General features: G+C 43.7%; 11 protein-coding genes and 1 other RNA gene. 4 read left to right on the top strand and 8 right to left on the bottom strand.

Annotation, left to right across the window (positions count from 1 at the left end; all coding sequences use genetic code 11):
- Window positions 1-151: 151 nt before the first annotated feature.
- Both G8O23_RS05770 and G8O23_RS05765 read right to left on the bottom strand, forming a co-directional pair.
- Window positions 152-1102, bottom strand: coding sequence for a glycosyltransferase family 2 protein (locus tag G8O23_RS05770; RefSeq protein ID WP_166362707.1), 951 nt, complete (start codon window positions 1100-1102; stop codon window positions 152-154).
- A gap of 12 nt (window positions 1103-1114) precedes the next feature.
- Complete coding sequence (locus G8O23_RS05765) at window positions 1115-1648, bottom strand: DUF4199 domain-containing protein (RefSeq protein WP_166362705.1); 534 nt, start codon at window positions 1646-1648, stop codon at window positions 1115-1117.
- Window positions 1649-1776: 128 nt separating this feature from the next.
- Here G8O23_RS05765 and ffs point away from each other — a divergent pair.
- Window positions 1777-1876, top strand: an RNA gene (gene ffs, locus G8O23_RS05760) — signal recognition particle sRNA small type.
- A gap of 10 nt (window positions 1877-1886) precedes the next feature.
- Here ffs and trkA read toward each other — a convergent pair.
- Both trkA and G8O23_RS05750 read right to left on the bottom strand, forming a co-directional pair.
- Window positions 1887-3227 carry a Trk system potassium transporter TrkA gene (gene trkA, locus G8O23_RS05755; protein ID WP_166362703.1) on the bottom strand — a complete coding sequence of 447 codons (1341 nt, stop codon included), beginning with the start codon at window positions 3225-3227 and terminating at the stop codon, window positions 1887-1889.
- A 96-nt stretch (window positions 3228-3323) separates the two neighbouring features.
- Complete coding sequence (locus tag G8O23_RS05750) at window positions 3324-4115, bottom strand: amidohydrolase (protein WP_166362701.1); 792 nt, start codon at window positions 4113-4115, stop codon at window positions 3324-3326.
- 131 nt (window positions 4116-4246) lie between these two features.
- Between G8O23_RS05750 and G8O23_RS05745 the strand changes: the two genes are divergently transcribed.
- Both G8O23_RS05745 and G8O23_RS05740 read left to right on the top strand, forming a co-directional pair.
- A complete protein-coding gene (locus G8O23_RS05745) occupies window positions 4247-7495 on the top strand; it encodes a UvrD-helicase domain-containing protein (RefSeq protein ID WP_166362699.1) in 3249 nt (1082 codons plus the stop codon).
- Window positions 7496-7596: 101 nt separating this feature from the next.
- The gene (locus G8O23_RS05740) at window positions 7597-8985 is read left to right on the top strand and encodes a TlpA family protein disulfide reductase (protein ID WP_166362697.1); all 1389 of its coding nucleotides are present in this window, start codon (window positions 7597-7599) and stop codon (window positions 8983-8985) included.
- 61 nt (window positions 8986-9046) lie between these two features.
- On the opposite strand, the gene G8O23_RS05735 is transcribed toward G8O23_RS05740, so the two are convergent.
- The 3 genes from G8O23_RS05735 to G8O23_RS05725 are packed head-to-tail and all read right to left on the bottom strand — an operon-like array spanning window position 9047 to window position 11512.
- Window positions 9047-9538 (bottom strand): hypothetical protein, encoded by a 492-nt coding sequence (locus tag G8O23_RS05735; protein ID WP_166362695.1) that lies wholly within the window; start codon window positions 9536-9538, stop codon window positions 9047-9049.
- Between the two features lie 27 nt (window positions 9539-9565).
- On the bottom strand, window positions 9566-10528 hold the full coding sequence (locus G8O23_RS05730; protein ID WP_166362693.1) for a phosphoribosylaminoimidazolesuccinocarboxamide synthase: 963 nt from the start codon (window positions 10526-10528) through the stop codon (window positions 9566-9568).
- A gap of 6 nt (window positions 10529-10534) precedes the next feature.
- Window positions 10535-11512: a PhoH family protein gene (locus G8O23_RS05725; RefSeq protein WP_166362691.1), complete on the bottom strand. Its 978-nt coding sequence runs from the start codon at window positions 11510-11512 to the stop codon at window positions 10535-10537.
- Between the two features lie 337 nt (window positions 11513-11849).
- Here G8O23_RS05725 and G8O23_RS05720 point away from each other — a divergent pair, with 337 nt between their 5' ends.
- Entirely contained in the window at window positions 11850-12794 is a 945-nt protein-coding gene (locus G8O23_RS05720; RefSeq protein WP_166362689.1) for a DUF3078 domain-containing protein, read from the top strand.
- Between the two features lie 80 nt (window positions 12795-12874).
- Here the strand turns inward: G8O23_RS05720 and G8O23_RS05715 are convergent, their stop codons facing one another.
- On the bottom strand, window positions 12875-14653 hold the full coding sequence (locus G8O23_RS05715) for an acyl-CoA dehydrogenase family protein (RefSeq protein ID WP_166362687.1): 1779 nt from the start codon (window positions 14651-14653) through the stop codon (window positions 12875-12877).
- Window positions 14654-14669: the final 16 nt, after the last annotated feature.

Here is a 14669-nt window from a genome sequence, read left to right as displayed (position 1 = left end):
CACGTTAAATGTATAAGAAAAAAGTGATTTTTATGCTATACAGCAGCAGCAGCAAATTAAATTTGTCGCAAACGTTTGAGTTCGGCTGCGTTACAAAAAAAACGCCAACCCATTGCTATGGTTGGCGTTTACGCTTTGTGTCTAGGGAGAGCTATTCTATATCCTCTTCGATTAGATAATGATTTCTATCGACTGAGCTGCGCGAAACCAATTCGCCCAAAAAGCCAGTCATAAAAAGTTGAACTCCAATTATTGCCATTACAAGGGCAATGTAAAACAAAGGCTGATCGGTAACCATTCGGTAAGGAAGTCGATGGAACTGGGCGTAAAGTTTACTTGCCACTATCCAAATTGACATACCACCGCCAATAAGAAACATAAGGGAACCGAGCGTTCCAAACAGGTGCATGGGCTTTTTCCCAAATCGGCTTACGAAAATTACTGTAAACAGATCGAGGAAACCGTTCACAAAGCGTTCGAGCCCAAACTTGGTAACGCCATACTTACGCTCCTGATGCTGCACCACCTTCTCCCCTATCCTTTTAAATCCGGCCTGCTTGGCCAGCACGGGAATATATCGGTGCATCTCGCCAAAAATCTCAATGCTTTTCACCACCTCGCGCTTGTAGGCTTTAAGGCCACAGTTAAAATCATGGAGCTTAATACCGGTAAAAATTCTAACAGTTCGGTTGAAAAGCTTGCTGGGGATTGTTTTGGAGATGGGGTCGTAACGCTTTTTTTTCCAACCCGAAACCAAGTGAAAGCCCTCCTCTTTAATCATCCTGTAAAGTTCGGGAATCTCCTCGGGGCTATCCTGAAGATCGGCATCCATAGTTATAACCACATCGCCCTTAACTACCTGAAATCCGGTATGCAAGGCAGCTGATTTACCATAGTTGCGCCGAAATTTTATTCCGTGGATAAAGGGAAACTTTCCTTTAAGATCTTTAATTACACTCCAGCTCGAATCGTTGCTGCCATCATCTACCAGTACAACTTCAAATGAGAAACCATGCTTGGTCATCACACGGTTTATCCAGTCTACCAACTCAGGAAGCGATTCTTCCTCGTTAAAAAGGGGAACTACAACAGAAATATCCATCAATAAAAAATGTTACTCCTCGGTTTCGAAAAGAGGCTCCTCTTTCTTCAGAAAGATTGAAGTGATTAGACTGAATACTGTTCCCATGAATGTAAAGCCAAAAACCGATGAAAATACCATCATAAGTGGCGTTTGAAACTTTTTAACGGTTTCCATCATGGTTTCAACCTGATCGTAATCCATTCCCATTTCAAGGTATGTTTCCTCAAGCATTCGGTAAACCCCCTCCATGTAGCTGGGGTCAATTACTGCAGTAAGCAAGTAGTTGTAGAAGCCGTAAACAATCGATGCGAAAAGGCTTAACAGCACCCCGAAACCTAAGGCTTTGCCATAAGAAATATATCCACCCAGTTCATCATCGCGAAAGCGAATAGTACCGTAAACAATGCCACCCACAATTACTGCATAGGTTAAAATATTGACCCACATTGGGGGCTTGTATACATCCATAAGGTACTGTACAAGGTGTATAACAATAAGCACCAATGCCAGCATAAGGCCATAGGTCATAGCGCTTCTTAAAGTATTGACTTTCTTTTCTTCCATAACTTAATTAATATGTGTAGGTTAATAGTTGGTACAACGCGTTAATGATGAAACAAAGATATTAGAAAAAATAAAAAATGCCCAAAAAGGTTTGAAGAGTTATAAAGATGTTGCTATCTTTGTGGCCTGGGTAGGTCTTACACGACCAGCTCCTGCTGAACTCCCCCAGGATCGGAAGGTAGCAAGGGTAGGCGGTTGTAGCGGTGCGATGTAAGTAGCCTACCCACTTTTTATATCCCTAATTGAAGAACTTCCCAACCTTGTTAATGGCTGAAGGCAAGGCAAATACCACCACTCTATCGTAGGCTTTTATCTCTGTAATGCCTTTGGCAATATGGCTCGAATCGCCCGTTACCACCCCACCAATAATGGCATCCTTGGGAAAGTTAATATCCTTGATCTTACCTCGGGTCACCAGGGAATTGGGCTTAACAATAAACTCTAAAACCTCAGCATCGGTTCCGGTAAGGCATTTTATGGCCGACACCTCGGTGCTCATGGTATACCTGAATATTCGGCTTGCTGTAATAAGTTTCTTGTTAATCACCGTATCAATTCCCATACTCTCGGCCAGCTTAATGTAGTCGAGATTCTCAACCTCGGCAATGGTCTTCTTCACCCCCATTCGCTTTGCAGCCAGGCAGGTTAGGATATTGGTTTCGGAATTGCCCGTAACCGCAATAAAGGCATCCATATAGGTTAATCCTTCCTGCATAAGCAGCTCGGTATCGCGACCATCGCCATTAATAACTAGCGCATTCTTGAAAAAATTTGCAAGCTTTACGCTTTTGTCTCTATCCTGCTCAATTAGCTTAATGTTAACTTCCTTTTCAAGGTCGTTGGCAATACGAATGCCTATGCGTCCGCCACCAATAATCATAAGGTTATGCACTTCGATGTTTTTCTTGCCCGAGTACTCAAGCATCTCCTGCACACCACTTTTATTGGTTATAACGTAAACCAAATCGTTCACCTTAAACTGGTCGCTTCCACGTGGGATAATTGTTTCGCCCTCGCGGGTAATAGCAACTGCCCTAAATTCTAAATCCTTATTATCCTTAATGGTTTGCATTAGGGTTTGGTCAATCACCGGGGCGTCCTCCTCGAGCCTAAATACGGCTAGCGAGAGCTTTCCTCCCGAAAAATCGACAAACTCCGTAGAGCTGGTGTGCCCTAAAAGACTAATCACCTCCTTGGCAGCTAATTTCTCGGGATAGATCAACGAGTCGACACCAAGATTAAGAAACAGCTCCTTGTTGTTGGGAAGCAGGTACTCATTATTGTCTATTCGTGCAATTACCTTCTTGGCACCTAGCTTTTTGGCTAGGGTTGCGCTAAGGATATTGGCGTTTTCGGAGCTAGTTACGGCAATGAATAAATCGGCCTTTTTTACGTTGGCCTCCTTTAGGCCCGATATGGTAGTAGCAGAGCCCTCAACCACAAGCAAATCGGCACTGGATGAGAGTTGAGCTAGCTTCTGCGTATCGGGGTCAATCACAACAATATCATGATATTCAATCGACAGCATTTTGGCAAGGTGTGTTCCCACCTCTCCCGCTCCGGCAATAATAATGTTCATAGTTTTCTATTGTCCAAAAATAAGCTGCAAAGTAAAATCAAATGTAAATGATTTGCACTATAAAAGTGCTCAAAAAGTAGCTTAGCTTATAAATATTTAATCAACTTTGTTAAGGGCAAAGCCATCGGCATCATTGAGAACTGGAAAACTCTTGCGAAATGCCTTAAGCTCCGATAAGCAGAACTCGCCCTGAACAACCCCTTCGGCACCTGGTAAAATATCAGCAACTATTTGCCCCGCTGAGCCAATCAATAGGCTGTCGCCCGTGTAGTAAATGCCCAGCCCATCGGTTCCTACCCGGTTTGATGCGACCATGAAGCACTGGTTCTCAATGGCTCTAGCCCTAACCAGCGTAGTCCAAATATCACGACGTGCTCCTGGAAAATTCGCCACATTTATCATCAAATCGTAATCGTTCCTGCTTCTACTCCAAACTGGGAAACGAACATCGTAACAAATTTGGGGTAAAATTCTCCAACCAAGGTATTCAAACACAAGCCTTTCTTTACCTGGTGTGTACTTTAGGTTCTCGTTGGCAAAGGTAAACAGATGTCGCTTATCGTAGTGGTAGTATTCTCCCTGGGGAGTAACAAAATGAAAGCGGTTATAATATTTACCTTTCTCGGTAACGATATAGCTTCCGCAAATGGCATATCCTCTGCTCTTGGCCTCATGAGCCATCCACTTAAAAGTATTGCCCATTGGCTCTTCGGCCAAACTCTCGGCATTCATCGAGAAACCCGTGGTAAACATCTCGGGAAGCACTACAATATGAGGTTTTCCCTCTATTGTGTCGAGCAAACTAGCTAAGCGCTGCATATTACCCTGAGTCTGCTCCCACAGCAAGTTGGCCTGAACTATGGCCACATTTAACCTATCGACAATCATAGCATATTCTGTTTAGCGGCAAATATAACATTTAAAATTACGCTCAAAAATTATAAAAGGCAAACATATCAACCCCTAATAATCGTTGCAAATTGCTACCTTTATGATTCCAAGATCTGATCAGCATCAATATGTCCAAACTAATTGTTTATAAGGCCTCTGCGGGTTCGGGTAAAACTTACAGGCTTGCTGCCGAATACATAAAGCAGCTAGTTAAAAACCCCGAGAGCTACAAGTCGATTCTTGCCGTTACTTTTACCAATAAGGCTACCGCCGAGATGAAGGGGCGTATTCTTAACGAACTTTTCAACATCTCCAAAGGTGAGCAATCGGGCATTGGCTCCGAGGCTGCAAAGGAAATAGGACTTAATAATACGGAGCTAAGAACCAGGGCACAGCAATCGCTTTCGCTCATTCTGCATGACTATAGTCGCTTTTCTATAAGTACCATCGACAGCTTTGTGCAAAGGGTAATTCAGGCACTTCTATGGGAGATTGGCGAGCAGGGAGGTGTTGATATTGAACTCGATAACGTTCCGGTGCTGGAACATGCAGCCGATAACCTACTCGATTCGGCAGCCACCATTGATGAGCTGCTCAAATGGCTCACGGCCATGGGCTATGCCCAACTCGACGAGGGCAAAAGTTGGGATGTGCGCCATAAGCTGGTTGAGCTGGGTAAGCAACTCTTTTCAGAGAAATTCAGGCTAATGAGCCAAGAGGATGTTGAAAAATTTACCGACCGCGAAAGGGTGAACTTGCTTAAAATTAAGTTGAGTAAGTTAACTAACGATACTCTAACTGAGGTTAAAGCCATGGGCACTAGTGTGTTTGAGGAGCTTAAAAATCGATCCATCGCTCCGGAGTCGTTTACCTATGGATTTAATGGAGTAATGGGGTACTTCAGAAAAATAGCACAGATCGATAGCAGTGCCGATGAGCTACCTCTCCCCGATGGACAAAGAGTGCAGAAAGCGATGAACGATACAACTGGCCAGGACTGGGTAAGTAAGTCGACCTACCAAAACAAGGTAGAATTTGATCCACTTGGCAACGTAATTCACGAGGTTTTGCACCCATCGCTAGTAAAAATTGCAGAGCTAGTTAACCACAGAAATGCTGAGTACATATCGGCCAAACTTATCTTAAAGAACCTTGAGAACCTAGCACTTATTGGCGACCTATGGACTAAGGTTAGAGAGTTATCGCGTGAAGAAGGATTTTTACTGCTTAGCGATAGCGGACATCTGCTAAAGGAATTTGTGAAGGAATGGGATGCTCCCTTTGTGTACGAAAAGGTGGGCACAAGGTACGATATGTATATGATTGATGAGTTCCAAGATACCTCGGAGGTGCAATGGCACAACTTCCGTCCACTCATTGAGAATAGTTTATCTCAGGATTTTTTCAGCATGATTGTGGGCGATGTTAAGCAATCGATATATAGATGGAGAAATGGCGATTGGAGCATACTGGCTAGCGGAGTGGCCAACGATTTTGCACACTATGGAACCAACGAAATTGCCCTAAAAACCAACTGGCGAAGCCAAAAAAGCATAATTGATTTCAACAACAGCTTCTTTTCTCAAGCAAAGGATGTTGCCATCCAACAGCTCGAGGCAAAGGCTAGCGAGCCAAGCAATTCAGAAGTTATAGCTACCCTAAAGGAACAGGTTAACAAGGCCTACTCCGATGTGGAGCAGAAGGCTAATGAGACATCGAACGAAAAGTTGGGCTACGTGGAGTTTAACCTTTTTGAGTACAAAAAGAATAGCGACCGCGACGAAACCCTATCGCACCATATACCTAAACTTATTAATGATCTACAAAATAGATATAAACTTAGCGATATCGCCATTTTGGTGCGTACCAAAAGCGATGGGCAAAGAATTGCCAGCATGCTTCTAGAGCATAACCGAGCCGAACCCAACCAAACAAAGCAAATTGCCTTTGTAAGCCAGGAAGGGTTACAGCTAAAAACCTCGCTGGTGGTTAGGCTTACCCTAGCCGCCTTAAGGTTAGTACAAGACCCCTCGAACGCCATTGCAAAAAGGGTACTGGCCAAGGAGTTGGCTACTCTTAACATTACAGATAGCACGAGCTGGCATACACATTTTACAACTGAAGTTACCAATGCCGAGGCCGACTGGTTAAGTTCCCTTAATACCCGTCCGCTGCAAGAGGTTTTTGAGGCAATTGCCCAACGCTACAATTTGTTTTCCGTAAAGGGCGAGCTGGCACATTTAGCCGAGCTGCATGAGAATATTGCTGCCCAAGGCAGCAAGGGTGGTAGCGATGTAAATAGATTTTTACAATGGTGGGATGAGCACGGCGAAGGGCTATCGCTCTCAGTTCCTGGGAGCAACAACGCGGTGTCTATACTTACCATTCACAAGTCGAAAGGGCTACAGTTTCCTGTAGTTTTGGTACCCTACGCTGGGTGGGACTTCCGAGGGAAAGCATACCAACCCCTGCTATGGGTAAGCTCCACCCAAGAACCGTTCGATCTGCTACCCAAGTACCCTGTTCAGGCATCGGGGAAAGCGTCGAAAAGTTTATTTGCTCTCGATGCGCTTGAGGAAGAGATGAAAGAAATAGTGGATAACATTAACCTGCTTTACGTTGCCTTTACTAGACCCGAAAAGGAGCTATACGTGTATGTTCCACTAACAAAAAGTGAGATGGAGAATACCCCCGATAGCATAAACTCCACATCAAAACTTATTCGCAGCATAGTGCCTAAAATCGATATACTGCAAAATGCATCAGTTGAAGACAGCGAGTTAAGAACCTACTTTACAGGCAAGAAGTTAGTAGAGCCATTCCATCAGCAAACCAATGATCGGGAACAAAACCAATGGATAATTGACACCTACCCTGTTGGTAATAGCTTTAGCGGTATAAAGCTGAAGTTTGAGTCGGAGGAGTTCTTCATGTCGGAGCCCAACGAGCGCCTAGCGCCAATGGAGCATGGCAAGGTTATGCATGAGCTGTTCTCAAACATCCAAAGCAAAGATGATATTGACAATGCTTTACATAGGGCTTTAGTTGATGGTATAATTGATAATGAAACATCCCAGACCTTAAAACTAAAGATTACAGAAACACTCAGCCAGCAACCCTTTGCAAGCTGGTTCTCGGGGGGTTGGGATGTGAAAAATGAAAAATCGATACTAACACCCAATGGCCATAGCTACCGCCCCGACAGGGTTATGGCTAGCCCAACCAACACCATTGTGGTGGATTTTAAGTTTGGAGGCGAAATGCCAAGCTATGCAAAGCAGGTGCTGCAATATATGGCTCTGCTTAATGATATGGGCTACCAAAAGGTTGAAGGCTATATTTGGTATGTTGATATTGGGAAACTGGTATCGGTTTAAAATCACCTTTACAGGCTAAAAACATCAGAAAATTATTATTTAGCCATTACTGTTTTAAGAATATTTGGCTAATTTGCGCACAAACCAAAAAGAATAAATTTATGAGGAATTTACTGTTTATTACACTCGCACTAATTATGCTAGCATCGTGCGGTACAACCGACCAGAAAGAATCGAAAATAAGTGGTCAGGTATTAAATCTTGATAACGATTTTGCCCTACTCATAGGCAAGGGCATAACCGACACCATTTGGTTAGGAGAAGATGGTTCTTTCTCGCAAACTATCATGCTAAGTGGCCCCAGCTACTATCGATTTAGAGCAGGTAGAATAAACAATTCGCTCTACTTAAATCCCGGAGGTGATATTGAGTTTGTGGTAGATATTAGTAACGCTTCGGACAATCCCTTTAAAGGGGGTTCTCTAGTCCAACAAAACAACACGCTTTTTGAGGTAAACCAAACAGTTAATAACGTAGGTAGAGATTTTAGGGATCTATTCACGCTCTCTAAGGAGGAGTTCTTAAATACAATAGACTCTCTAAACACCCTTACTAGCACTCTAATTGAAAGCATCGAGAATACAGATAAAATCTTTACTTCGCTTGAAAAGGCACGTGTCAATTATCTTTTTGCCAGCTGGAAATACAACTACCCTGAGTACAACGCTAGGATTTTGGGTGAGGAATTTACCGCCAATGAGGATGATTATAAATTCATCGAAGAGGTTGATTTTGCCAACATCAAGCATTTTTCCATAAGCGAGTACACATCGCTTATTGAGAATCATATCAACAGGCTATACTATGCTGAAGTTAGCAAAGACCAGCATAAAGGGAAATCGGTATTTGAGCAAACCCTTATGCGCTTTGATATGATTGACAGCATTGTGCTCAACCAAACTATGCAAGATTTCTTTAAGTTCAACTCCACATCGGAGGCTGTTAAGTGGTCGAGCCTAGAGGTTGCCAAAAATGTAGCTGAGCATTTCATTGCAAATGCACAAACAGCCGATTACAGGCAGCTGGTTGAGAAGGCCCTGGCCAAGCGAATGCTGCTAGCACCCGGACAACCAGCACCTGGGTTTACCCTAACAAGCATCGATGGTAAGGAATACTCGCTAAGCGATTTTAGAGGCCAACTGGTTTACCTCGACTTTTGGGCATCTTGGTGTGGCCCTTGTCGCAGAGAAATACCCCATCTGAAAAAGCTTAAGGAAGCATACAAGGGGAAACCCATTGCCATTATTGCCATATCGATAGATGACGACAAGGCTGCTTGGGAAAAAATGGTGAAAGACCAGGAGCTGGGAGGCTACCAGCTGCATGCCGAAAAGGCGTGGCTTTCTGATGCAGCTCAGCAGTACCAGGTATATGGTGTGCCAACCTTTGTTCTTATTGATGGTGAAGGGAAAATTATAGAGTACCCAGCAACTCGTCCTTCGGATCCAGAGACAGTACTTACAATCGATAAGCATTTGAAGATGCTGTAAATAGCAAGGAACAAAAGGGCTTGGAGAATCTCCAAGCCCTTCTGTTTTCAGCTCTATGTGGCTACAATTGCTTTAATAATTTCTCCAGCTCAGGCGTCTTAGTCATCCAAAAGATAAGCGTTTCGCCAAACTGGTTCTCACCATGCTTTTGCTCAACAATCACAGGTACAAGGCTCCCGAACGATTCCCATCGATGTGCTTCCTCCTCGCTATGCGCCTCATTACCAGAGAGCATATATATAGTTCTTTGAATTGTATCCAATGTGGTGATGTATCGGGGATAAAAAGGGAGGCTAGTCTGTTGGGTTAATGCCATATTGCCCATATAGTCCCTATCCATAATAACCAAATCGAGGCTTCCTACACCATCAACCTTATTGTTGTAAATAATTGCTGAATCATTAACAAGAATACCCAGCTGAACTAGCTGCTCTTGCGACAGGTACTGCCAGCTGGCAGAAGAATCTACCTCACTACCGCCCTCCTTTTTAGTTGAATGGCATGCGGTAAGAAGGAGCAATAGTAGGGCTATAGAAATGTTGAGTATTCTCATTGAACTGATTTATTTAAAGAGCAGAGCCTATACCAATAGCATGTTCCTACGTAAAGAGTTTAGCACATTATCCTCGATACGCCTTTCAATATCATCAGTGGAGGCTCTATCAAACTTCTCGCCTATAATATGCTCATATAGCTCAATGTAACGTTCACTAATGCCGCTCACAATCTCATCGGTCATTTCGGGTACCTGTTGCCCCGGATTGCCCATGAAGCCATTCTCCATCAGCCACTCACGTACAAACTCCTTTGATAGCTGACGCTGAGGCTCACCCTTATCGAAACGCTCTTGGTAACCATCGAGGTAGAAGTAACGTGATGAGTCAGGAGTATGCACCTCATCAATTAGGTAGATTTGGCCATCCTTCTTGCCAAACTCATACTTAGTATCCACAAGGATAAGCCCACGCTCATTCGCCATTTTCTGGCCATGCTCAAACAGCTTCAGCGTGTACTCCTCGAGCTTTACGTAATCCTCTTCGGAAACCATCCCCTGAGCAAGAATTTCCTCGCGAGAGATGTTCTCGTCATGCGCACCCTGCTCTGCCTTGGTAGTTGGGGTTATAATTGGCGTGGGAAACGCCTCGTGCTCGCGCATTCCGTCGGGGATTGGGACTCCGCAAATTTCACGAGCACCCTTTTTGTACTCACGCCATGAGCTGCCGGTAAGGTATCCACGGATGATCATCTCCACAGGAAAAGGCTCGCACCTATGGCCAATGGTTACCATTGGGTCGGGGGTGTCAATCTTCCAGTTGGGCACAATGTGACTGGTTGCATCCAGAAACCTTGATGCAATCTGATTTAGTACTTGCCCTTTGTACGGAATACCCTTAGGTAGCACCACATCAAAAGCCGATATTCGATCGGAAACAATCATAACCAGCACATCGGTAGCCAATGTGTAAACATCGCGAACCTTGCCATGGTAAACGTTGGTTTGCTCAGGAAACTTGAAGTTCGAATTTACAACTGCCTTGTTCATAGCCATTTATTTGTTTTGATTACTATTTTCTTCTGTATTCTTTGTGAGCTTATCAAAAGCGTGTACAATGTACTTCACCAGCTTATGACGAATGATATCCCTTGAGTCGAAATGCACAATAGCGAGCCCTGGTATGTCTTGAAGCAATTTGAGGGTAGGAACCAAGCCTGAGTCTTCCCTGCGAGGCAGGTCAATTTGGGTAACATCGCCAGTAACTATAAACTTTGCGTTATTACCCATTCGGGTAAGAAACATCTTCATTTGGCTCATGCTGGTATTCTGTGCCTCATCAAGAATAACAAAGGCATTATCGAGCGTTCGGCCACGCATATAAGCAAGGGGTGCAATTTGTACCGTACCCTCCTCCATATAGTCGTTGAGCTTACGGGCAGGTATCATATCGTTAAGCGCATCATACAGGGGCTGTAGGTAGGGATCGAGCTTCTCCTTCAAATCGCCAGGCAAAAAGCCCAAGCGCTCGCCTGCCTCCACAGCGGGGCGGGTTAGGATAATCCGCTTCACCTCCTTGTTTTTCAACGCCCTTACAGCTAAAGCAATGGCAGTATAGGTTTTTCCCGATCCAGCTGGGCCAATGGCAAAAAGCAAATCATGATCAAGGTACTTATCAACCAGCATTCGCTGATTAACAGTACGCGCTTTAATAACCCTTCCATTGTTCCCATAAACCAATGCGTCCCCAAAATTCTCCTCAGCCTGAGAGATGGTATCATCAGTTTCGTTTAGAAAGTCCTTTACAACATCCTCGCTTATGCGATTATACCTACGGGAAAAGTCAATTATTTTGTTGAGTTTATCCTCAAGTACTTGAATTTCGCTCTCCTCTCCCAGCACCTTTAGCTCGTCGCCACGGGCAATTATCTTGAGCTTAGGAAAATGTGACGAGATTAGGTTAAAAATTGAGTTGTTCACTCCGTACAAGGCAAGTGGGTCGATTCCTTCGATTAGAATAAGTCGTTCGTTCATCAAGCGATGCTCCAAATAATTATATTAATTTATGTTGACAAAAATAGTAAAATTCTCACAGATGTGGGTTTGAATTGCGCAAGAAGGCCCCTACATTATCTCAAGTTATTTCAAAATTACAAGCATGCTGTGCTATTTTAAGGACTGTGGACCAAAACTTATGATAGTTGTTCTAGGTCAATAATGAATGGATAACGCATTTCGCCCATCTCCCAAATTCGAGTAAGCGTTGTCCTATAGGGATAATTGAAGTAACATTAATTATGGTTTTTTTCATCATGAAAAAAAAATCATACCTTTAGATATAGGAACCAACAAACTTAACAAGCAAAATAGGATGAAAAGATATTGGAAACCACTACTTGTAATTCCTGTAATGATTATAGCAGGAGCGGTTTACGGACAGGTAACCGAACCAGAATCGACCCTTAAAGAACAATCTACCGATTCAATACCTGGATGGAAAACAGGAGGTATTGTTGGATTTAATGTAGCACAAACCGCTTTAATTAATTGGGCTGCCGGTGGAGAGAACTCCTTTGCAGTGAATGGTATCTTCAGCGTTTTTGCTAATTACAAGAAGGGAAAAACCACCTGGGACAACTCCTTGGATATTGGCTATGGAGTATTGAACCAAGGTGAGGGCTCGGACTACAAAAAGACTGACGACAAAATTGACCTCCTATCGAAATTTGGTCGCGAGGCCTATAAAAATCTTTACTATGCAGGGCTATTCAACTTCAAATCGCAAATGACGGCTGGTTACAACTACAAAGCCGATGGTACCAAGAGCAGGATATCCGATGCCTTTGCACCAGCATACATTATTATGGCTATTGGTATGGACTACAAGCCATCGAGCTACCTAAGTGTTTTTGCTGCTCCAGTTACAGGCAAGGTTACCTTTGTTATGGATGATGAGCTGTCAAACTCTGGTGCTTTTGGTGTTGATCCCGGAGATAAAAGTTTTAGCGAGTTTGGTGGATACGTTCGGTTTATCTTCACGAAAAACGACTTTGACAGCGAGTTCCTTAAAAACGTTTCGATAACCTCTAAGCTCGACCTTTTCTCTAACTATCTAGAGAATCCGCAGAATATTGTAGTTAACTGGGAAAACCTGATATCACTAAAAATTAACAAATTCCTTAATGTTAATTTCAACACCCACCTTATTTACGACGATAAGATTAAAATTGCCAAGGAGGTTGATGGCGTTGAGGAGTCGTACCCAAGGGTACAGTTTAAAGAGATTTTTGGACTGGGTATATCCTACAAGTTCTAGCCAACTGCAGCAAGCAACGCAATAAAAAAAGCCAGCGCACATTGAAGTGCGCTGGCTTTTTAATATCTAAGGTACATGAGCTAAAACTTATACTCGTTCTCCTCAATCATCAAATTGGCGATATTCCTACGAGCCTTCATAACGTTTACCCCTTCGACACGAGTAAGCGTTTTTACAGCCTTAACCAGCTTCTCGGCCTCGTTTACATCCTCAATGCTTGAGTATATGGCATCCTTTGCATTCTTACGAAGCAAGCTTGCTGTATCGTATACAAACACATCGAGCATATCGCGGTAAATCTCCTTGGTTCCGTTCAAACCTTCCAGCTTTTCAACCCTAAGGGCCATCGATTCTGCCTCGTAAAGTTCCATAATCATGTTAGACAGGTTGTTAACCACCTCCTGCTCCTGCATATACTTCTTGCCAAGTGCTTGAGTAGCACTTTGAATAGTGAGCATTATGGCTTTCTTGAAGTTCTGCATGTACCTACGCTTTTGCTCAAAATAGGATTCGCCATTCTTAGCGCCGTCGGTTATGGTATCTAGGTTATTATGCAGCTCCTCGGCCAATTCAAACAGGTTATACTCACCCTTCATGGCACGCTTCGTTGCAGCCTCAACTACCAATAGGCGGTTAATCTCATTGGTGCCTTCAAATATTCTATTGATTCGAGAGTCGCGGTAGCCACGATCAATGTTCATCTCGGCAGAGTAACCCATACCACCGTGAATTTGAACACCTTCGTCTACAACGTAGTCGAGCATCTCCGAACCCCAAACCTTAAGTATGGCATCCTCAACTGCATAGTGGCTAATGCCATCAATGGCAGCACGGCCTTGGTCGCAACCTTCGGATTTATACTTGTTGATTAAGATCTCAACATCCTTACTAACACGGTAAATTGCAGATTCGTGAGCAAAGGTTTTAATGGCCATCTGTGCCAATTTATGCTTAATGGCACCGAAGTTCGAAATCAGGGTGTTGAACTGCTTACGCTCGTTGGCATAGCGCACTGCATCGGTAATGGTTTGCTTGGCTGCGCCAATTACGTTAGCCCCCAACTTCATACGGCCCATATGCAGTATGCTAAGGGCAATACGGAAACCTTCGCCACGGGCACCAATCATATTCTCAACTGGTACCTTTACATCGTTGTAGTATATTTGAGTGGTTGACGAACCCTTGATTCCCATCTTGTGCTCATCGGGGCCAATAACTACGCCAGGCCAATCGCTCTCAACGATGAATGCACTTAGGATACGGTCGTTATCAATTTTGGCAAATACAACTTGAGTATCGCAGAAGCCACCATTGGTTATCCACATCTTTTGTCCGTTGAGGATGTAATGCTTTCCATCCTCGCTAAGGGTTGCAGTTGTTTTACCCGAGTTGGCATCGCTTCCTGCGCCTGGCTCGGTTAAACAGTATGCACCAATTAGTTCGCCAGTGGCAAGCCTCGAAACATAATTCTGACGCTGCTCCTCGTTACCGTAGTACATAATGGGCATAGTACCAATACCACAATGGCACATATAGGCAACTGAGAATGAGTAACCAGCCCCAGTGGTTTCAGCAACAAGCATTTGTGTTACAAAATCTTGTCCAAAGCCATTGTACTCCTCGGGAACAGCAATACCTAGCATACCCAGTTCACCTGCTTTATGTAGGATACTTTTCATAAGCTCTCTGTCGCCCTTATCAATTTTCTCGAGATTAGGAAAAACCTCGGCCTCCATAAAATCGCGACAGGTTTGAGCAATCATACGTTGCTCCTCATTAAACTCCTCGGGGATAAATATATCCTTGGCATCAACATCTTTTACAAGAAATTCGCCGCTTTTCAGATTAACAGTTTCCATGTGTTTATAAGGTTAT

The sequence above is a fragment of the Perlabentimonas gracilis genome (genome assembly GCF_011174675.1).
Classification (GTDB): domain Bacteria; phylum Bacteroidota; class Bacteroidia; order Bacteroidales; family Tenuifilaceae; genus Perlabentimonas; species Perlabentimonas gracilis.
This window is presented reverse-complemented; position numbering and strand designations above follow the sequence as displayed.